This is a genomic window from Streptomyces sp. Z423-1 (genome assembly GCF_013009255.1).
GTDB classification, from domain to species: Bacteria; Actinomycetota; Actinomycetes; order Streptomycetales; family Streptomycetaceae; genus Streptomyces; species Streptomyces gossypiisoli.
This window is the reverse complement of record NZ_CP053109.1, coordinates 8,283,697-8,302,798: the sequence shown is the minus strand read 5'-3', so window position 1 is coordinate 8,302,798 and position 19,102 is coordinate 8,283,697. Positions and strand designations below refer to the sequence as shown.

Sequence of the window (19,102 nt, the reverse complement as noted above, 5' to 3'; positions counted from 1 at the left end):
ATGCCGATCCTGGTGATCACGGGGACGGGCACGGAGATCGGCAAGACGGTCACGACGGCCGCGGTCGCCGCGTCGGCGGTGGCGACGGGGCGCTCGGTCGCCGTCCTGAAGGCCGCGCAGACGGGCGTACGACCGGATGAGCGCGGGGACGCCGAGGAGGTCGCACGGCTGGCGGGACCGGTCACGGCGCGGGAACTCGCCCGGTACCCCGAGCCGTTGGCGCCGGGTACGGCGGCGCGGCGGGCCGGGCGGGCGCCGGTGCATCCGCAGGAGATCGCCGAGGCCGCGGCCAAGCTGGCCACCGAGCACGATCTGGTGCTGGTGGAGGGTGCGGGCGGGCTGCTGGTGCGGTTCGACCCGGCGGGCGGGACGCTGGCGGACGCGGCCGAGCTGCTGGCGGCGCCGGTGATCGTGGTGGTCGCGGCGGGACTGGGGACGCTGAACACCACCGAGCTGACGGCGCGTGAACTACGCCGTCGACGGCTCGATCTGGTGGGTGTGGTGATCGGCAGCTGGCCCACCGAGCCGGATCTGGCCTCGCGCTGCAATCTGGCGGATCTGCCCGAGGTGGCGGGCGCGCCGTTGCTGGGGGCGCTTCCGGCCGGGGCGGGGGCCTGGGCGCCGGAGGCCTTCCGGGCGGCGGCACCGGGGTGGCTGGCGCCGCGGCTGGACGGGACGTGGGACGCGGAGGCGTTCCGGGTGCGGGAGAGGCCTGTTCCGTTGAAGGACGCCGGTACGGCGACGTAGGGACTCACGAGCGCGCGGCGCGGGCGGGTTCGAAGTCGCGGGGTGCACGGGGCGCTTCCTGGGGACAATCCCGGTATGGCCCGTCCTGCCCGGGAGGTTTCCATGCCGCTACGGTCCACCGGCACCGGCAAGGTGGCGCGCGATCCCGTGCACCACCCGCTGTTCGCCCGTTACTACGCCCGCCTCAGCGTGGCCGCCGAGACCCGGATGGGCATGGCCGGGGTGCGCGACCGGCTGCTCGCCGGGCTGTCGGGGCGGGTGATCGAGATCGGCGCGGGCAACGGTCTGAACTTCGCGCACTATCCGGGCACGGTCGCGGAGGTCGTCGCCATCGAACCGGAGCGCAGCCTGCGGCAGCTGGCGGTGGAGGCCGCCCTGCGCGCCGAGATGCCCGTGGACGTGGTGCCCGGCGCGGCGGAGGCGCTGCCGGTCAAGAGCGAGGGCTTCGACGCGGTGGTCCTGTCGCTGGTGCTGTGCAGTGTGCGGGACGTGCCGCGCGCCCTCGGTGAGGTACGGCGGGTGCTGCGGCCCGGCGGTCAGGTGCGGTTCTTCGAGCACGGCCGGGGCGGTGGCCGCGCGATGGGCCTCACGCAGCGGGCGCTGGACCGCACGGTGTGGCCGGTGCTGAACGGCGGCTGCCATCTGTCCCGGGATCCGGTCGGCGCGCTCCGCGACGCCGGGTTCGAACTGGGGCCGTACCGGCGGATGCTGATGCCGGAGAAGGGGCCGGTGCTGCCCACGTCGTTCTGCGTGCTCGGCACCGCGTGGCGGCCGCAGCAGTAGGCCGGCGCCTCACAGGCTCCACTGGCGCAGCTCGCGCGCGATGTCGCCCACCGACGCCTCGCCGCTCTTGACCAGCCGGGCCAGATCGCGCACCTGCTCGGGCGAGGTGACGACCTTGGCGCCGCTGGCGACAAGGTAGGCGTACGCGACGGCGGAGGCGAACAGGGCGTTGGAACGCTCCAGTGCCGGGACGTGGATCAGCAGCTGGAGCAGGGCCGCGGCGCGGGCGTGGGGGGTGTCGTAGACGGGGACGTCGAAGATCTCGGCCTGGTGGCGCGCGACGGCGGCGACGAGGGCTCCCCAGTCGGTGACCTGGGGGTCTCCCGGCGTCTTCTGTTCGGCGAGCATCAGGAGCCAGGCGAGGTCGATGGTGAGGTCGCTCAAGGGATCAGCGGCGACCTTCGCGCGTACCCTCACGGTCGCTGCCGAACTCCTCGGCGAAGACCGACTCGTACTGCTTCATGAAGTCGGCGGCGGCCTCCACGAAGGTGTGGCCGACCTCGCCGGTGTCCTGCTTGACGAGTTCCTCGATGTAGCGGTTGACGCTCATCCCGCGCGCGAGGGCGCGTTCGCGGGCCGCGCGGGCGGTGTCCTCGTCGACGCGGACGTTCAGCTGGGTCTTGGCCATATCTCGAAGCTAGCGCTGGGGCGCTAGCACGGCAAGGGCGCCTGCACGGCCGGGTGCGTGCCCCTTACACCCGCATCCGGTGCCCGACCTGGGCAGGAGACGGCCCAGGACCTCCGGCGTATACCGTGTGTGCCGCGCATCACATTACTGTCGGCCCCGGCGATGAGCGGCCGTCGGCCACGGCGAGGAACCCGGGACGTCCACGAGCGAGGAGCGACCAAGGAGGCACCCTTGTCCACACCTGCTGCGGAACACGCCCCGGGGCTCGCCTCGGCCGACGGGGTCGCGGCCCGCGCCCGCGGTCTGACCAAGGCGTACGGCTCGGGCGAGACGACGGTGCTCGCCCTGGACGCGGTGGACGTCGACATCGCGCGCGGGCGGTTCACCGCCGTGATGGGCCCGTCGGGGTCCGGCAAGTCCACTCTCATGCACTGTCTGGCCGGGCTCGACACCGTCTCGTCGGGCCGGGTGTGGCTCGGCGACACAGAGATCACCGGGCTGAGGGAGCGCGAACTGACCCGGCTGCGCCGGGACCGGATCGGTTTCATGTTCCAGTCGTTCAACCTGATCCCGACACTGAACGCGCTGGAGAACATCACCCTGCCCATGGACATCGCGGGCCGGCGGCCCGACCAGAAGTGGCTGGACGAGGTCATCGAAACCCTCGGGCTGCGGGACCGGCTCGGGCACCGCCCCTCGCAGCTGTCCGGCGGTCAGCAGCAGCGCGTCGCCTGCGCCCGCGCTCTCGCCTCCCGGCCGGAGCTGATCTTCGCGGACGAGCCGACGGGCAACCTCGACTCGCGCGCGGGCCTGGAGGTCCTCGGCTTCCTGCGCGAGGCCGTCGACGGACTCGGGCAGACCGTCGTCATGGTCACCCACGACCCGGGCGCCGCCGCCCACTCCGACCTGGTGCTCTTCCTCGGCGACGGACGGATCGTCGACGAGATGGCGCGGCCGACGGCGGAAGCGGTGCTGGAACGCATGCGCCTCTTCACTGGGGGTGCCCCCCAGACCCCCGGGTCCGACGTGATCCGCCGTCAGTACGACGACGGCACACCCGCCCAGGGAGACTGAACCGTGCTGAAGGCGACGCTCAGAAGCTTCCTCGCCCACAAGGGGCGGCTGCTGCTCTCGGCGCTGGCCGTGCTGCTGTCCGTCGCGTTCGTCGCGGGCAGCCTGATCTTCTCCGACACCGTCAGCCGCACCTTCGACCGGCTCTTCGCCTCGACGGCGGCCGACGTCACCGTCAGCCCCAAGGAGACTCTCGACGAGGCGGTGCCGTCCGGCGCGACGGCCACCCTGCCGGCCGACCTCGCCGAGCAGGTCGCCCGGGTCGACGGGGTGGCCGCCGCCCGCGCGGAGGTCGAGGTCCAGAACATCACCGTCGTCGACGACCGCAACGAGTCGGTCAGCCCGACGACCGGCGCCCCCACGCTCGGCACCAACTGGAACCCGACCGAGCGCAGCCCCGTGGAACTGACCTCCGGTCACGCCCCGCGCGGGCCGACCGAGGCACTGCTCGACTCCGAGACCGCCGAGCGCCGGAACGTACGGGTCGGGGACGCCCTGACGGTGATCGCGGCGCCCGGCTCGTTCAAGGTCGAGGTCGTCGGCATCGTCACCTTCACCACCACCAACCCCGGTGCCGCGCTGCTGTTCCTGGACACGCCGACCGCGCAGACCAAGCTCCTCGGCGACCCGGAGGGCGCCACCGCCATCACCGTGGACGCGGCGCCGGGCGTCAGCGACGAGACGCTCAAGGAGCGGGTGACGGCCACGCTCGGCACCGGCCGCTACGACTTCCGCACCGCCGGCGAACAGGCCCAGTCGGACGTCGAACAGCTCGGCGGCTTCCTCGACATCATCAAGTGGGTGATGCTCGGCTTCGCCGGGATCGCCGTGCTGGTGGGCGTGTTCCTGATCGTCAACACCTTCTCCATGCTGATCGCGCAGCGCACCCGCGAACTGGGCCTGCTGCGCGCGCTGGGCGCCGACCGCCGCCAGGTCCGCCGCTCGGTGCTCACCGAGGCGCTGCTGCTCGGCCTGGTCGGCTCGACCCTGGGCCTGGCCGCCGGTATCGGGCTCGCCGCCGGGCTGATCGAGCTGATGGGTCTGCTCGGTATGAACATCAAGTCCACCGAGATGGTCATCGGCTGGGTGACACCCGTGACGGCGTACGTCGTCGGAGTCGGCGTCACCTTCGTCGCCGCGTACCTCCCGGCCCGCCGGGCCGCCGCCGTCTCGCCGATGGCGGCGCTCGCGGACGCCGAGGCCGCCGGGGTGGGCCGGCCGCTCAAGGTGCGGGCGATCGTCGGCACGGTCGTCGGAGCGGCCGGCGCGGCCGCGCTGGTGGGCTGTGTGGTGGCGTCCGACACGGGCTCGGCGGCGTCCCTGCTCGGTCTCGGGGTCGTCCTGACGCTGGTCGCGACCGTGATCGCGGGGCCGCTGCTGGTACGGCCGGTGATCCGGGTGCTGGGCGGCTGGTTCCCGGCGCTGTTCGGTTCGATCGGGCGGATGAGCCAGCGCAACGCCCTGCGCAATCCCCGGCGTACCGGCGCCACCGCGGCCGCGCTCATGGTGGGGCTCGCGCTGGTCGGCGGGATGTCGGTGGCGAGCGCCTCGATGACGAAGTCGTTCGACGAGCAGATCGACCAGACGCTGGGCGCCGACTTCGTGCTCCAGAACGCCAACTTCGTGCCCTTCCCGCAGGAGGTCACCCAGCGGGTGCGCGAGACCGAGGGCGTCGGCCTGGTCGTGCGCTCGCAGTTCGCGCCGATCGCGGTGACCCTCCCCGACGGCGACCGGATCGAGACGACGGCCGTCGGCTACGACCCGGAGCTCGACGAGGTCGCCAACATCACCTACGCGCAGGGCGACAGCGCCGCCGCGCTGGCTCCCGGGCGGATGGCGATGGACCGGGACTTCGCGCGGGACCACGGTGTGCGGGTCGACAGCACGGTCCCCGTCGAGTTCCAGGGCGGACGGGAGGCCGAACTGACCGTCGGCGCGCTGACCGACCAGGAGTCCGCCGAGGGCTTCGGCATGCAGGGCGGGATCTACTTCGGGCTCGCCACCCTGGAGCGGTACGCGCCGGGCGCGCAGGACTCCGCGCTGTACGTCAACGGCTCGCCCGGGACCGAGCCGGACGACCTGCGCGGCAGCCTGGAGGCGACGCTGGAGGCCTATCCGCAGGTGCAGGTGCGGGACCTCGCCGACTACAAGCAGTTGGTGCACGACCAGATCGCGGTGCTGCTGTACCTCGTGTACGCCCTGCTCGGGCTGGCGATCGTCATCGCGGTACTCGGCGTGGTCAACACCCTTGCCCTGTCCGTCGTCGAGCGCACCCGGGAGATCGGGCTGCTGCGGGCCATCGGGCTCGCCCGGCGGCAGCTGCGCCGGATGATCCGGCTGGAGTCGGTGGTGATCGCGGTGTTCGGCGCGGTGCTCGGGCTCGCGCTGGGGCTGGTGTGGGGCCTGTGCACTCAGCAGGTGCTGGCGCTGGAGGGCATGACCGCGCTGGCGATCCCGTGGTGGACGATCGTCGCGGTCGTGATCGGCTCGGCGGTGGTCGGCGTCGTGGCGGCACTGCTGCCGGCGCTGCGGGCGTCGCGGATGAATGTACTGGCGGCGATCGCGCACGAGTGACGGTGGGCGTCCGGCCGGGTGGTTGAGCGGGCGTGAACGGGCCTCCGGTACGCGTCGGCGCCGCCCTTGAGGAGGCGGTGTGCGTGTCAGCGAAGGAGAGGTCCTGTGGTGAGGGGGAGGACTGCGCCGCCGGCGATGCCGAGGACAAGGGAGCCCGTTCCGGCGGTGTAGGCGGTGGCGGCGGCCCAGCGGCCGAGGACGGCGTGGGCTGCGGCAGGTGCGGGTGCGGTCGTGGCGAACAGGGGGGCGAGCCAGCGCAGGTAGTAGAAGAGGGAGGCGACGGTGTTGGCGACGGCGAGCGCGGCGAGCCAGCTGTAGCCGCCGTCGACCGCGGCGCTGAAGATCTCCAGTTTGCCGAGGAAGACACCGGTGGGCGGCGTACCGACCAGTCCGAGCAGGCACACGACGAGGACGGCGGCGAGGCCCGGGTGGCGGCGGGCGAGGCCGCGGTAGTCGGCGAGGGTACGGGCGTGCGGGAGTTCGGTGACGACGGCGAAGGCGCCGAGGTTCGTGGCGGCGTAGGCGGCGAGGTAGAACAGCAGGCTCTTCTGGGCGAGGTCGGTGCGGGTGGCGACGGCCAGAGCCATCAGGAGGTAGCCGACCTGGCTGATGGTGGAGTACGCGAGCAGGCGTTTGACGGAGTTCTGGAAGAACGCGGCAAGGTTGCCCAGCGTCATGGTGACGGCGGCGATGACGGCGAGGAGCAGGGGCCAGTTGACGTCGCTGTCGGGCAGGGCCTGGTGCAGCAGGCGATAGCCGGCGATCAGGCCGCCGATCTTGGGCAGGGTGGTGACGTACGCGGCGACGGGGGTGGGGGCGCCGTCGGTGACGTCGGGGACCCAGAAGTGCGCCGGGACCGCTCCCGCCTTGAAGAGGAGCCCGGCCAGGACGCCGATGAGTCCGACGGCGACCAGTCCGTAGGCGGCGGTGGGCAGCGCGCTGTGCAGTTCGCGGTAGAGGGTGGCGTGGCCGGCCGCGAAAAGGAGGGCGGTGCCGGTCAGCATGGTGGTGCCGAGCAGGGCGCCCATCAGGTAGTACTTCAGGGCTGCTTCGGTGCCGCGTGCGTCCTTGGCGAAGGCGGCGAGCGCGTAGGCGGGGATACTCGCGAGCAGGTAGGCGGCGAACAGGGTCAGCAGATCGTTCGCGCCGATGAGGGCGAGGGTGCCTGCCCCGGTGAGCAGGAGCAGGACCCAGTATTCGGTTTCGCGTTTGTGGCCGCGGACGGTTTCCACGGACATGCCGATGATCAGCAGCAGGGCGCCGAGGACGATCAGGCGACCGATGTCGGTGGCGGTGTCGACGGCGAACGCGTGATGGAAGACGGTCTGCTCGCGGCCCGTAGCCATGGTGATGCCGGTGGCGGCCAGGCCGGCCACGCAGGCGGCCGCCGCGAGTACGGCGACGGCCCACTGACGGCGGCGGGGCAGCCAGGAACCGGCGAGCAGGCCGATGACGGCGGCGCCGAGCAGGGCGAGTTCGGGGACGAGGGCGGCGAGGTTCTCGTTCATCGGGCCACCAGTCCGGTCAGCGTGCGGCCGGCGGGTTCGATGACGTCCAGCAGCCAGCGCGGCACGACGCCGATCACCAGCGCGACCGCCAGCAGCGCCACCGTGGGAACGGTTTCTGTGCCTTTCAGGTCGCTGAGGCCACCGGTGGGGATGGTCTGCGGCAGGCGCGGGACGCCCAGGAACATCGAGCGCACGGCGCGCAGGAACAGGGCCGCCGTGATCAGGATGCCGGTCAGGGCGATGGCGGTGGCGATCGTCTGGGAGGCCAGGGAGCCGGTGAAGATCTGGAACTCGGCGATGAACCCGGAGAAGCCGGGGATGCCCAGGCTCGCGAACGCCGCGACGGCCGTGACACCGGCGAAGCGCGGGGTGTGCGCGGCGAGCCCCGAGTAGGCGTTCATCGCATACGTCCGCCCCCGGTCGTACAGCACACCGGACAGCAGGAACAGGGCACCGGTGATCAGGCCGTGGCTGACCATCTGGGTGACCGCTCCGGTGACCGCGAGGGAGCGGGCCTGAGCGTCGGTGCCGGCCAGCGTTCCGGCGGCACCGACGGCGAGGACGATGTAGCCCATGTGGTTGACCGAGGTGTAGGCGATCATCCGCTTGAAGTCGGTCTGCGCCAGGGCGACCAGTGCGCCGTAGACGACGGAGACGGCGCCGATGACGACGACGACCAGGGCGTACTGACGCCAGCTGCCCGGCAGCAGCGGCATGGCGATGCGGACGAAACCGTAGGTGCCCATCTTCAGCAGGATCCCGGCGAGGATCGCCGAGCCGGCGGCGGGGGCGTCGGTGTGCGCGGGCGGCAGCCACGTGTGGAACGGCACTGTCGGGGTCTTGACCGCCAGGCCGACGCCGATGGCCAGCAGCACCAGGCCTGCGTACAGGCCGGTGCCGGCGAGCGGGTTGTCGCGGGTGAGGTCGACGAGGTCGAAGGTGTGGGGTTCGGCGGCCAGGTACAGGCCGATGAAGCCGAGCAGCAGGGCGAGTGAGCCGATGAAGGTGTACAGGAAGAACTTCAGCGCGGCCGCCCTGCCCCGCTCGCCGTGGCCCCATCCGGCGATGACGAAGAACATCCCGACGATCGACAGGTCGAAGAAGACGAAGAACAGGATCAGGTCCTGGGCGACGAACAGGCCCAGGCTGACGGTCTGCAGGAACAGAAACAGGCACACGTACGAGCGCACCCGTCGCCGCTCCTTGAGCGAGTACACGGCGACGGCCAGGAACAGCAGGCAGGTCAGCGCCACCAGGGGCAGGGACAGGCCGTCGACGCCGACGTGGTAGCCGACCCCGGCGTTGGGGATCCACCGCACCCGCTGCTGGTACTGCATTCCCTGCCCCGGGTCGAAGCCGGTCCAGACGGTGACGACCAGGGCGAGGTCGACGGCGGCTGTGGCGATCCACACCCAGATGTACACCCTGTCGGAGAGCGTGCGGGGCCAGAGCAGCAGGAGCGCACAGACCAGCAGGGGCAGGAAGGTGACGACACTCAGCACGGGGCTACCTCACCAACAGCACGATCAGGATCAGCACGGCGAATCCGACGGCGGCCTGTGCGTAGTACTGGTGCAGCAGTCCCGTCTGCGGACGGCGTGCCCACCGGCCCAGGCTCCGGGCGCCGGCGGCCACCGCGCCGACGGCGGCGTCGATGCCGCCGTCGTCCACTCGGCCCGCGAGACGGGCGGTGGCCAGTCCGCCTCGTGCGGCCTGCCGTACGGCACCGTCGACGACCCGGTCGTCGAAGACGGCCAGCGCCCGCGCCAGGCCCAGGACGGGCCGTACCACCACGGCGTGCGCGGCCCGCTCCAGATACAGCCACCCCTGCGCCCACCGCACCACCGGGCGCGGCACGGGCGCCGGGCGGGATCCCCACCACCAGGCCAGGCCCGCGGCGGCGAGCGCGACACCGGCGGACAGGCCCAGCTCCCACGGCTTGGGCGACGGCTCGTCGGGCGCGCCGACCAGGTGCTTCAGCCAGGACGCCGGTCCGGGCAGGGCCAGCACGCCCAGTACGGCCGCGGCGAGGGTGAGGGCGAGCAGCGGTGCGGGCGTCGTGGGGGCGGTGCGCCGGGTGCCGTGGCGCTCGGTGTCGTACCCGGCCTCCGGATCGTCGGGCAGCGGCTGGGTGGCGTACCAGAGGGCCTTGATGCTGTAGACGGCGGCGACAGCGGACGCCGCGAGCCCCACGGCGTACAGCGCGGTGCTCTCGGCGTGCGCGGCGGCGAGGACCTCGTCCTTGGCCGCCCACAGCGACAGCGGCGGCAGCCCGGCCAGTGTCAGCGCGCCGACGGTGAAGGCGGTGCCGACCAGACGGTGGGTGCGGGCGGCGCCGCGCAGGGCGGGCAGCTGCTTGGTGCCGAGCGCGGTCAGCCAGGCCCCGGCAGCGAGGAAGAGCCCGGCTTTGGTGGCGGCGTGTGCGACGAGCTGGGTGGTGCCCGCGGCGATTCCGCCGCTGCCGGCGGCCAGCACCATGAACCCGATCTGGGACGAGGTGGAGGCCGCGAGCAGCTGTTTCAGATCGCGCTGGGCGACGGCGACCACGCCGAGGGCGAGAGCGGTGACGGCGCCGGTCCAGGCGACCAGCGGACCGGCCCAGCCGGTGGCGGCCGGCAGCGGATGCAGGCGCAGCAGCAGGTAGGCGCCGGCGGCGACCATGGTCGCCGAGTGCAGCAGCGCCGACACCGGGCTCGGGCCCTGCATGGCCCGCGACAGCCAGAAGGAGAACGGCAGTTGCGCGGATTTGCCCAGGGCGGCCACGACCACCCCTGCGGTGATCACGTGCAGCCACGGTGAGGTGGCGTGCGGCAGGGTGTCCAGTTGCAGGGAACCGGCGCCGCCGGCCATCGCAGCCCCGGCGGCCAGGTACAGGCCGAGGTCGGCGGTGCGGGTGGTGAGGAACGCGGTGTCCGCCGCCCGGACCCGCTCGGGCTCGCGCCACCAGTAGCCGATCAGCGCCCAACTGGTGGCACCCATCACCTCCCAGGCCATCAGCAGCAGCGGCAGTGTGGTCGCCGTGACGGTGACCAGCATGGAACCGGCGAAGATCAGCATCAGCCCGAAGAACCGCCCTCGGTTCTCCTCAGGCGAGAACTCCCCCGCGGCGAAGGCCAGGACGGCGGCGGTGACCGCGGCCACGGTGACCACCAGCACCGCGGACAGCCCGTCCACCGCCAGGCCCGCCCGCAGTCCGGCGAACAGCGGCGCGCTCGCGTGGGGCCGGTCCACCGCGGCGGCGACGGCCACTCCGAGCGTCGCCGTGGCCACCGCCACGCCGATGGCGGGGACCAGCCGGTTGCAGCGCGCGCCCGTCAGCCCGAGGACCGTCCCCGCGCCGAGGGGGAGGGCGATCAGCAGCCAGATCACCGCGCTCATCCCTTCAGGTCGCCGGCCATGTCGGTCATGTCGACCTGGCGGGCGCGGTAGATCGCGGTGGTCGCGGCGAAGCCCATGGCCATCTCCACCGCCATCGCGACCACGGCGGCCACGATCACCACCTGGCCGCTCGGTGCGCCGGGGGACAGGAAGTGCCAGAAGTCGGCCGCCGCGACGATGATGCCGCCGATCATCAGCTCGATCCCCATCATGATCATGACGATGGACTGCTGGGACAGCGCGCCGAACAGGCCGATGCAGAACAGGCCCGCGGCCAGCACCAGGATCAGCTCGAACGTCACCGGCCCACTCCTCCGCCGGCCGGGTCGTTCGCGGGGCGCTGGTCGAGGTCGTCGCCGAAGCGGTCGTAGCGGCCGCGGTGGGTGGCCAGCACGGTGGCGCCGACCATGGTGGCCAGCAGCACGAATCCAAGGACGACCATGGTCAGCATCTGCTCGGCCATCAGTGCCCTGCCGACCTGGAAGGTGGTGTCCCTGGGCGGGGTCGGGGCGGCGTCGGGCCAGGGCACCAGGGAGATCCCGGCGACCAGCGCCGCGAAGACGACACCGCTGATGGCGAACGCGCCGCGGCTGTTGTGGAGCATCGACATCGGCATCAGACCGGCCGGGTTCATCATGTAGGCGATCATGAACACGGCCATGATCACCATCTCCATGACCATCATCAGCACGATCACCACGCCCAGATAGGGCAGGCCGAGGACGGTCGTCACACCGCCGACGCACACCAGGGCCGCCAGCAGCGAGAAGGTCACCCGGGCCATCGAGTTCAGCGTGAACACCAGCACGCCGAAGAGCAGGGCGAGCACCCCCGGAACCACCAGCAGCACGGTGTCGGTCGTGCCCATGACGCGGTCCCTCCGTTCTCCTATCGGTTGAGGTTGACCAGGGCCGGAACCAGGGCCTGCACGATCGTCAGCGGGATCAGCACCACCCACGCCAACTCCACGTACCGGTCGGCGCGGATCACCGGCAGCCGCCGCAGGACCCACACCAGCAGACCGAGCACCAGCAGCGTCTTGACCAGCGACCACGCCCAGGCCGGCAAGCCCGGCCCGGCGCCGCCGCCCAGGAACAGCGGCACCGCCATGGCCGCGCCGGAGGCGAGCCACAGCCACCGGCCGGCCTGCAGCAGCAACCGGTCCACCCCCGACGTCTCGCCCAGGACACCTCCGGCCAGGTCGCGGCCGACCGGATAAGCGAACGGGCCCAGGAAGCTGAACGCCAGCACACCGGCCAGATAGACGGCGAAGGCGACCGGCATCCACACCGCGTACCACAGCCCGTGCTGCGCGGCGGCGATGTCCCCCACCCGCAGCGACTCGGCCCCGGTGGCGGCCGAGATCAGCGCGAACATCAACGGCAGCTCATAGGCCAGGCCCTGAGCGAGAAACCGATAGCCGCCGACCAGGGGAAACGCGGAGTTGGGGCCCCAGCCGGCCAGCCACAGCCCACCCCAGGTCAGCACCTCCATGGCGTTGAACCACACCACCCCGACCGACAGGTCGGCGACCACACGGTTGCCGAACGGGATGACCAGCGTCGACAGCACGGCGGCCACCGGCACGGTCACCACGCCCGCCCGCCACAGCAGCCGGTCCGAGGCGGGCAACCGCCGCGGCTGCGCCACCAGCGCCCGCGGCACACCGAGAAACGGCCGCACCGCGGCGGCGAGACCGACCTGCCGTCCCGCGTTCCGCGCGTCCAGCACCGCGTCGCCGGCCACCGCCAGCACCGCAAGGGCGAACAGCAGTCCCGGGGCGACCAGCAGCGTCCACCACGCCCCCGCCTCAACCACGCGCCACCTCCACCGCGCAGGCGGCCAGTTCCTCCGGATCGGGGTCGAGACCGGCCACGACGAGGCGGGCCGCGGCCAGCTCGGCTCCTTCCAGCAACCGGGGCAGCAGCGCGATCAGGGCGGCCGACGGCGGGTGCCTGGAATTCCAGAGGCCACGCGGGCTCTCCTCCACCGCCGGCTGAAGGGGTGACGACTCCTCCAGCCGGTGCAGGTCGCGCCGGATGTCGGTGAGCCACTGCCGGTAGCGGGCCGTCACATCCCCGCCGGCCCGCGCCGCCGGACCACTCACCCCCGCCTCCCGCGCCTGCTGAGCCGTCACGACACCGATGCCGCGGGTCAGCCAGGCCAAGGTCCGCGAACGGCCGACCCTGCGGGCGAGGCGTTCCAGCCGGGGCGCGACCGCGGCACGGGGCGCGCCGCAGAGCAGGTCGTCCCGCAGCCGCCGGGCCGACACGGCCTCGGCCGGCCAGCCCGCCACCGCCAGTAACCGTCCCAGGCTGTCCAGATGCGCTGCCGCGCGCCGGCGCACCGCCTCCCCTGCTTGTACTGGCTCCCCAGCAGCGGTCCGCAGCCACGGCTGCACCCAGAAAGGCTCAACCACCGCTCCGGCAGCGGGCGTTGCCGGTTCGTCGACGCCGGCCTGCTGGACAACGTCGCCCTGCAGCACCAGACGGATCGTCAGGCCCGTGGGCCAGTCGGACAAGAACGGCCCCAGTGGCACATGCAGCTGATCCAGCGTCAGCCCGTCGCGGTCCTCGCCCTGCCCGGCCATCGGCAGCCCGCCCGGCGTCTCCATGTCCCCGCTCCCGTGCCCGCCATGCCCGCCATGCCCGCCGTGTCCCCCGTGGCCGCCCTGCCGGCCGTGCCCGCCGTGCCCGTCAGCGTCCTGGTCATCGTGGGCGTGACCGCCGTCGCCACGCTCCGCCTCCCTGTCCTGGCCGGCACCGTGCCGCTCCTGCGTGCCGTGCCCGCCACCCTGGTGCCCGCCTGCTTCAGGCGCCGCCGGCAGCTCGCGCTGAACGCCCGGTGAACCGAGGAGGGCTTGGCCGCTGTCCAGCGCGGCCTCCACTTCGTCAGCGCTGCGGGCGTGCACGCGGGCGCGCGGGGCGGGCAGGTCCTGCCACAGCCGCTCCAGCGCCGCCCGCAGGGTGGGACAGCCGGGACCGGCGACGAGGAGAAGATCGGCCTGCGCCGGAGTGGACGCCTGCGGCCAGTCGCGCAGCCGCAGCAGTCGCTCGGCGGCCAGCCGTACCGATGCCCCGCCCGGCACAGTCGCCAGCAGCACGCACGGTCGCGCCGCGGCGGCGCGCAGGGCCAGGGCGGTCACGTCCATCGCAGCGCACCCTCCCGCCACGCGTAGACGACGCCGGTGACCAGGACGGCGAGGAAGACGAACATCTCGATCACCGCGCCGGGTCCCATGGCGGAGATCACTCGCGTCCACGGATACATGAAGACCATCTCCATGTCGAAGGCGAGAAACAGCATCGTCACCGCGTACCAGCGCACATGGAACCGGCTCACCGCGTGCTCCACCGGCTCCAGCCCCGACCCGAACGGTGCCGCGCCCAGCGCGCCGGAACTGATCCGCACCGCCCGCGCCGCCCCGTACACACCGGCGACGGCGATCAGGGCGATGCCGAGCAGGGACAGCGCCGCCGTCGTGCCGCTCATACGTCCTCACCATCCCGGGCGGCGACCGACCAGCGAGACCAGCCGGACCGGCCGGACCGGCCCGGCAGGATCAGGCTGCCGCGCGCCGCGTGCGCCGACGTCCGCTCGCTCACGGACATGTCATGACAGAAACCTCCAGTGGTACGGCAGCGTCTGGAGCGACGGCCGATGCCGTTCACGTAGGAGTAACACCGCACCGGACCCCGCAAACCGCCCGGTGCACTGCCGACGCCGATCGGCCGTGTCGGGGGCGCGGTCGGTGGTCTGTCCGGACGGCCGGTCTCCGCATGCGCAGGAGGACAGGCCGTACGAAGCTATTGGCATGGCCGAGCGCCCCGCGATCGTGTACATGCCTGGCTGCACTGCGGACGAAGACGGTGGAGGAGCGGGTGAGGCAGCTCAGCGAGAACGATGACGATCCGCTCGGTCTGCACCTGGCCGCCTTGGGGATGCTCGACGACCGGGGGACGGTGGTCGGCTGGAGTCGACGGGCCCAGGAGCTGATCGGCTACCGAAGCCCTGACGTGATCGGCCGCTCCGCATTCGAGGTTCTGGTCAATCCCGGCGATCTGCGGGCCGTCAGGGATGCCGCGGACAGATGCAGGAGAGCCAATGGCTGGTTCGGACTGCTCGCGGTACGGCACCGCAGCGGGCAACCGGTGGAGTTGGGGCTCAGGGTCTCAGCGCTCGAACGCGACGGGGTCCGGGAGTGGCTTCTCGCCGGGGCACCTGCGGCTGACGTCCTGGACTGGCAGAGGGATCGCGCGGTCCTCGACGGTTTGTACCACCGCTGCCCCATCGGCCTGGTCGTGCACACCCCCGACATGAGGATTCTGCGGGTCAACCGGGCCATCGAACGGTTCGCCGGCGTCCCGGCTGCGGACTTCCGAGGCATGCCCACCGGCGCTCTGCTTGTCCCCGAGGACGCACGCAAGGCCGTGGACCGGGTGCGCCAGGTCATGCGGACCAGGAGATCACTGGTCTATTCGGAGCAGTACGCACGCCTGGAACGGGCCCCGGCGCAAGAACACGTCGCATCGGTGTCGTCCTTCCCCATGGAGGATTCCGCCGGCCGGATCCTGGGCGTGGCCGAGATGATCGAGGACATCACCGAACGGCACCGCGCCCAGCACCGGCTCGCGCTCCTCGCCGAAGCCGGCACCCGGGTCGGCACGACCCTGGACGTGGGACAGACGGCCCGGGAACTCGCCGACGTGATGGTCCCTCGCCTCGCCGACCACGCGTCGGTGGACCTGCTGCAGCAGGTAACCCTCGGTGAGGAACTGACGCTCGCCCCGGCGGGGCCAGTGGTACGGATGGGCACGTCCGGCATCGGTGCGCAGGAAGGCGGCCCGGGCGCGCCACGGCCGATCGAGTACGCACCGGATACACACCAGGCCAGATGCCTTGCCGAAGGCCGCCCCGCCCTGGAACCCGTTCTTCCGTCCGACTGGTGGTCCGTTGCACAGGGCCGAAGCGGATACGCGTCGCCACGGGGCGCACACTCCTTGATCGTTGTGCCGCTCACGGCGCGGGGCGTGGTACTGGGCGTGATGAGCCTGTGGCGCTCGCGGCGCCCCGATCCGTTCGCAGCCGATGATCTGACGCTGGCGCTGGAACTCGCCTCGCGCGCCGCCCTCGCCATCGACAACGCCCGGCGCTTCGCACAGCAGCAGCAGACCGCGTTCACCTTGCAGAGCAGCCTGCTGCCCAGCACGGCGCCCGAGCAGTCGGCCGTCGAGGTGGCCCAACGTTATCTGCCTGCCGGCTCGGGTCCCGGCCTGGGCGGTGACTGGTTCGATGTCATCGCCCTGTCCGGGACGCGGGTCGCCCTCGTCGTCGGCGACGTGGTCGGACGCGGCCTGCACGCCGCCGCCACGATGGGCCGACTGCGTACCGCCGTCCATACCCTGGCCGGCCTCGACCTGGAACCGGACGAAGTGCTGTCCCGCCTGGACGACTTGGTCAATCTGCTGGCGGCAGAGCAGGAGGCAGCCGACGAACGGCCGGCGACTCAGCCGTTCCTCACCGCCACGTGCCTGTATGCCGTCTACGACCCCATCTCCCGCCGGTGCTCCGCGGCCCGCGCCGGCCATCCGCCGCCGGTGGTGACCAGCCCGGACGGGCAGGCCCGCCTGCTCGACCTGCCCGCCGGCCCACCGCTCGGTCTGGGTGGTCTGCCGTTCGAGGCCGGCGAGTTCGAACTCGCCGAGGGAAGCCTGATCACGCTCTACACCAACGGGCTGATCGGCGAACGCACCATGGACACCGATGAGGGTCTGGCGCGGCTGTGCGCAGCCCTGACCCACCCGGCCAGTCCCTTGCAGGACACGTGCAAGGCAGTCGTGGACGCCCTGGTGCCCCCTCGTCCTGCCGACGACATCGCTCTGCTCATCGCCCGTACCCGCGTCGTACCGGAGCGGCATGTCACCGCCTGGCGGCTGCCTCTGGAAGCCACCGCCGCCACCCGGGCCAGAGCACTCGTCAGCGACAAACTGACCGAGTGGGCACTGGAGGACCTCACCTTCACCACCGAGTTGATCGCCAGCGAACTGGTCACCAACGCCTACCGTTACGCCAGCGATCCGATGACCCTGCGCCTGATCCGGGAACGACGCTCCCTGGTCTGCGAAGTGAGCGACGGCAGCCACACCTCGCCGCACCTGCGCCGGGCCCGCACCACCGACGAAGGCGGACGCGGCCTGTTCCTGGTGGCTCAGATGGCCGAACGCTGGGGTACCCGCTACAGCCGCGAGGGCAAGACAGTCTGGACCGAACAGTCACTGCACGGCGCCCAGGGGTAACCGTCAGGTGTGACGGCGGCCGTGACGAGGGGACCGCAGGTCGTGGCAATGAGCGGACACAGCACGCAAGGAGGGCAGTGGCCTGCACCGCCCGCCTGAGATTGAGGCGGAAACGACCGGCACCATGGAAGGGCCGCGGGATGCGACGCCGGGTCGCGGTCGCCGCCGGGTACGTTCTCGGGCTCGCGGCTCTGGCGCTGGCAGCGGTGTGGCTGGCGGTGCGGATCACTCCACTGCAACCGGTGTCGGCGGCCGGCCAGACGGTGCGGGTGGGCGCCGCACCACTGGAGTGGAACCTGTCCGGTCCCGGGCAGCTCAACCTGTTCGGCCAGACCATCCCCACCCGGCCCCACTTCAACGGGCCGATCAGGCCCCGGCTCGAACTGACTCACATCGAACAGGACGCCGAGGTGGCCCGGCTCCTGCGGTCCGGCGACCATGACCGGCTCACCCTGGAGGTGGGCCGGAAACTCGCGGCGGGCTGGGTCCGCTACGGAGCGTGGGAGACCGCGGTGGCCGCCGGGCTGGTCCTGCTCCCCCTGGCCGCCTGGACGGGACTGCGCCGCATGCCGCCGGGCCGTACCGTCCTCGTGCTGGCCGGCGGCGTCGCCCTGGTGGCCGCGGTCAACGCCGTCGGGTTCTATCTGCTGGCCTCGGACACCCCGCAGGCGCTGCGCGAGGTACGGTCGCTGGAGGATCTGGTGGGCGACAGCCCCCTGACCCCGGTGCCCCGGGCCGAAGGCCCGCCACTGGGCGGCGTACGGGCGGTGGCCCTGGGCGACTCGACCGCCGCAGGCACCGGCAACGGCCCGCCGGCCGACGCCGACGAGCTGGACAAGGCATGCCGGCGCAGTGCGGATTCCTACCCACGGATGCTGGCCCGAGCCAACGACTGGCGCGTCCTCAACCTCGCCTGCTCAGGCGCCACCGTCCGGGACGGCATCCTCGGCGTGCAGATCCTCGGCGACCAGGTCGCCCCACCGCAGCTGGCCCAGGCGCGGCGGGCCACGGAAGCGTCCGTCGTCCTGGTCAGCGTCGGGGCCAACGACGTGCGCTGGGCAGAACTGGTCAAGCTCTGCGCGGCCTCCCCGACCTGCGACGACCGCGCCTCCACCGCCTTCTTCCAGAACCGCCTCGCCCAGTTCGCCCTCGACTACCGGACGCTGCTGCGCCAGCTGGCCGCCCTCCCCCAGGACCCCGCTGTACTGGTGAACGAGTACTACGACCCCTTCGGCCCCGACGTCGACTGCCTCCGCGACGAAGGTCTCACCCGGGAGAAGGTGCAAGTCCTGCGCTCCCGGCTGGCCGCGCTCAACGCCGTCCTGCGGCAGGGAGCCGAGACCGCCGGCTTCACCCCGGTGCGGCCGGACTTCACCGGGCACGGGCTGTGCAGCGCGCAACCGTACGTGCAGGGCCCGACCGGCCGCGCTCCACTGCACCCAACAGCCGCCGGAGCACTGGCCATCGCCCTCGCCGACCAGCAGGCTCTCCCCCCTGATGCACAGTGACCGGCCGCCACAGCGCCGTGATCCGCGGCGCGGGCGCCCCGTGGCCGCGTCAGGCCGGGCTGCGTTCCAGGACCTCGCCCGTCCTCGCGTCGACCACATGGACCGTCGCCGACTCGTCACCCACGCCCAGGACACTGACCTTCCAGACCGGTTCGCCGTCACGCCCGTCCAGTTCTATGGCGGGGACGACCGCGCCGTTCGTCGTATCGGCCACCTCACGGGCCGCCTGGCCCGGCAGCAGCCGAGCCTCCTCCAGCAGCCGCGTCAGCTCCTGCCGCTCGGAGTCCGTCAGGTCGGGGCCAGGACTCGTCCCCAGCACCTCACCCCGGGTGGCATCGATCCGGACCGTCCGGAGCTGTCCCTCCCGGTCCGCGATCCGGCTCTCCCACACGGGCGACACCGACTCGGGATCCTGAAGTTTCAGGGCAGCCAGCTCACCGCCGGTCACCTCGGCCACCGACAGGCGAATGGCACGCTCATGGTCGATCTCGACGTTCCCGTACCGCTCGGCGGGTTCGTTCAGCGGATTGTCCCGGCCGCAGCCCACCAGCAGCGAAAGAGCGACAACCGGCACGCACAGAACCAGGGCGAGCCGCTTCCAAGCGCGTC

General features: G+C 72.2%; 17 protein-coding genes. 6 read left to right on the top strand and 11 right to left on the bottom strand.

Annotation, left to right across the window (positions count from 1 at the left end):
• Nucleotides 1-747, top strand: a complete 747-nt coding sequence (bioD, locus tag HJD23_RS37850; protein WP_171108739.1) for a dethiobiotin synthase — start codon at nucleotides 1-3, stop codon at nucleotides 745-747.
• 102 nt (nucleotides 748-849) lie between these two features.
• Nucleotides 850-1,530 (top strand): class I SAM-dependent methyltransferase, encoded by a 681-nt coding sequence (locus tag HJD23_RS37845; protein WP_171108738.1) that lies wholly within the window; start codon nucleotides 850-852, stop codon nucleotides 1,528-1,530.
• Between the two features lie 9 nt (nucleotides 1,531-1,539).
• Here HJD23_RS37845 and HJD23_RS37840 read toward each other — a convergent pair whose 3' ends face one another.
• Complete coding sequence (locus HJD23_RS37840) at nucleotides 1,540-1,914, bottom strand: fic family toxin-antitoxin system, toxin component (RefSeq protein WP_171108736.1); 375 nt, start codon at nucleotides 1,912-1,914, stop codon at nucleotides 1,540-1,542.
• Nucleotides 1,915-1,918: 4 nt separating this feature from the next.
• On the bottom strand, nucleotides 1,919-2,158 hold the full coding sequence (locus tag HJD23_RS37835) for a toxin-antitoxin system HicB family antitoxin (RefSeq protein ID WP_171108734.1): 240 nt from the start codon (nucleotides 2,156-2,158) through the stop codon (nucleotides 1,919-1,921).
• A gap of 231 nt (nucleotides 2,159-2,389) precedes the next feature.
• Here HJD23_RS37835 and HJD23_RS37830 point away from each other — a divergent pair, with 231 nt between their 5' ends.
• Nucleotides 2,390-3,232 (top strand): ABC transporter ATP-binding protein, encoded by an 843-nt coding sequence (locus tag HJD23_RS37830; RefSeq protein WP_171108732.1) that lies wholly within the window; start codon nucleotides 2,390-2,392, stop codon nucleotides 3,230-3,232.
• Nucleotides 3,233-3,235: 3 nt separating this feature from the next.
• The gene (locus HJD23_RS37825; protein WP_171108730.1) at nucleotides 3,236-5,803 is read left to right on the top strand and encodes an FtsX family ABC transporter permease; all 2,568 of its coding nucleotides are present in this window, start codon (nucleotides 3,236-3,238) and stop codon (nucleotides 5,801-5,803) included.
• A gap of 86 nt (nucleotides 5,804-5,889) precedes the next feature.
• On the opposite strand, the gene HJD23_RS37820 is transcribed toward HJD23_RS37825, so the two are convergent.
• The 8 genes from HJD23_RS37820 to HJD23_RS37785 are packed head-to-tail and all read right to left on the bottom strand — an operon-like array spanning nucleotide 5,890 to nucleotide 14,181.
• Nucleotides 5,890-7,311, bottom strand: a complete 1,422-nt coding sequence (locus HJD23_RS37820; protein ID WP_171108728.1) for an NADH-quinone oxidoreductase subunit N — start codon at nucleotides 7,309-7,311, stop codon at nucleotides 5,890-5,892.
• A complete protein-coding gene (locus HJD23_RS37815; protein ID WP_171108726.1) occupies nucleotides 7,308-8,813 on the bottom strand; it encodes an NADH-quinone oxidoreductase subunit M in 1,506 nt (501 codons plus the stop codon). Before HJD23_RS37815 ends, HJD23_RS37820 begins: the two co-directional genes overlap by 4 nt.
• 4 nt (nucleotides 8,814-8,817) lie before the next feature.
• Nucleotides 8,818-10,689 (bottom strand): proton-conducting transporter membrane subunit, encoded by a 1,872-nt coding sequence (locus HJD23_RS37810; RefSeq protein WP_171108725.1) that lies wholly within the window; start codon nucleotides 10,687-10,689, stop codon nucleotides 8,818-8,820.
• A complete protein-coding gene (locus HJD23_RS37805; RefSeq protein ID WP_171108723.1) occupies nucleotides 10,686-10,991 on the bottom strand; it encodes an NADH-quinone oxidoreductase subunit K in 306 nt (101 codons plus the stop codon). Before HJD23_RS37805 ends, HJD23_RS37810 begins: the two co-directional genes overlap by 4 nt.
• Nucleotides 10,988-11,557, bottom strand: coding sequence for an NADH-quinone oxidoreductase subunit J (locus HJD23_RS37800; RefSeq protein WP_171108721.1), 570 nt, complete (start codon nucleotides 11,555-11,557; stop codon nucleotides 10,988-10,990). Before HJD23_RS37800 ends, HJD23_RS37805 begins: the two co-directional genes overlap by 4 nt.
• A gap of 20 nt (nucleotides 11,558-11,577) precedes the next feature.
• The gene (locus tag HJD23_RS37795) at nucleotides 11,578-12,507 is read right to left on the bottom strand and encodes an NADH-quinone oxidoreductase subunit H (RefSeq protein WP_171108719.1); all 930 of its coding nucleotides are present in this window, start codon (nucleotides 12,505-12,507) and stop codon (nucleotides 11,578-11,580) included.
• Nucleotides 12,500-13,840, bottom strand: coding sequence for a hypothetical protein (locus tag HJD23_RS37790; RefSeq protein WP_171108717.1), 1,341 nt, complete (start codon nucleotides 13,838-13,840; stop codon nucleotides 12,500-12,502). The genes HJD23_RS37795 and HJD23_RS37790 overlap by 8 nt, the downstream gene beginning before the upstream one ends.
• Nucleotides 13,831-14,181: an NADH-quinone oxidoreductase subunit A gene (locus tag HJD23_RS37785; RefSeq protein ID WP_171108715.1), complete on the bottom strand. Its 351-nt coding sequence runs from the start codon at nucleotides 14,179-14,181 to the stop codon at nucleotides 13,831-13,833. The genes HJD23_RS37790 and HJD23_RS37785 overlap by 10 nt, the downstream gene beginning before the upstream one ends.
• Before the next feature lie 449 nt (nucleotides 14,182-14,630).
• Between HJD23_RS37785 and HJD23_RS37780 the strand changes: the two genes are divergently transcribed.
• Together HJD23_RS37780 and HJD23_RS37775 are read left to right on the top strand one after the other, a co-directional pair.
• Nucleotides 14,631-16,985, top strand: coding sequence for a SpoIIE family protein phosphatase (locus HJD23_RS37780; protein WP_240981112.1), 2,355 nt, complete (start codon nucleotides 14,631-14,633; stop codon nucleotides 16,983-16,985).
• A 140-nt stretch (nucleotides 16,986-17,125) separates the two neighbouring features.
• Complete coding sequence (locus HJD23_RS37775; RefSeq protein WP_171108711.1) at nucleotides 17,126-18,493, top strand: SGNH/GDSL hydrolase family protein; 1,368 nt, start codon at nucleotides 17,126-17,128, stop codon at nucleotides 18,491-18,493.
• A gap of 49 nt (nucleotides 18,494-18,542) precedes the next feature.
• Here the strand turns inward: HJD23_RS37775 and HJD23_RS37770 are convergent, their stop codons facing one another.
• Entirely contained in the window at nucleotides 18,543-19,067 is a 525-nt protein-coding gene (locus tag HJD23_RS37770) for a PepSY domain-containing protein (protein ID WP_171108709.1), read from the bottom strand.
• Nucleotides 19,068-19,102 lie beyond the last annotated feature (35 nt).

Bases quoted from the DNA above. Each gene is read 5' to 3' on its own strand.
- HJD23_RS37820 (WP_171108728.1), bottom strand. From the start codon at position 7,311: ATGAACGAGAACCTCGCCGCCCTCGTCCCCGAACTCGCCCTGCTCGGC.
- HJD23_RS37800 (WP_171108721.1), bottom strand. From the start codon at position 11,557: ATGGGCACGACCGACACCGTGCTGCTGGTGGTTCCGGGGGTGCTCGCC.
- bioD (WP_171108739.1), top strand. From the start codon at position 1: ATGCCGATCCTGGTGATCACGGGGACGGGCACGGAGATCGGCAAGACG.
- HJD23_RS37810 (WP_171108725.1), bottom strand. From the start codon at position 10,689: ATGAGCGCGGTGATCTGGCTGCTGATCGCCCTCCCCCTCGGCGCGGGG.
- HJD23_RS37780 (WP_240981112.1), top strand. From the start codon at position 14,631: ATGCTCGACGACCGGGGGACGGTGGTCGGCTGGAGTCGACGGGCCCAG.
- HJD23_RS37790 (WP_171108717.1), bottom strand. From the start codon at position 13,840: ATGGACGTGACCGCCCTGGCCCTGCGCGCCGCCGCGGCGCGACCGTGC.
- HJD23_RS37835 (WP_171108734.1), bottom strand. From the start codon at position 2,158: ATGGCCAAGACCCAGCTGAACGTCCGCGTCGACGAGGACACCGCCCGC.
- HJD23_RS37775 (WP_171108711.1), top strand. From the start codon at position 17,126: ATGCGACGCCGGGTCGCGGTCGCCGCCGGGTACGTTCTCGGGCTCGCG.
- HJD23_RS37785 (WP_171108715.1), bottom strand. From the start codon at position 14,181: ATGAGCGGCACGACGGCGGCGCTGTCCCTGCTCGGCATCGCCCTGATC.
- HJD23_RS37845 (WP_171108738.1), top strand. From the start codon at position 850: ATGCCGCTACGGTCCACCGGCACCGGCAAGGTGGCGCGCGATCCCGTG.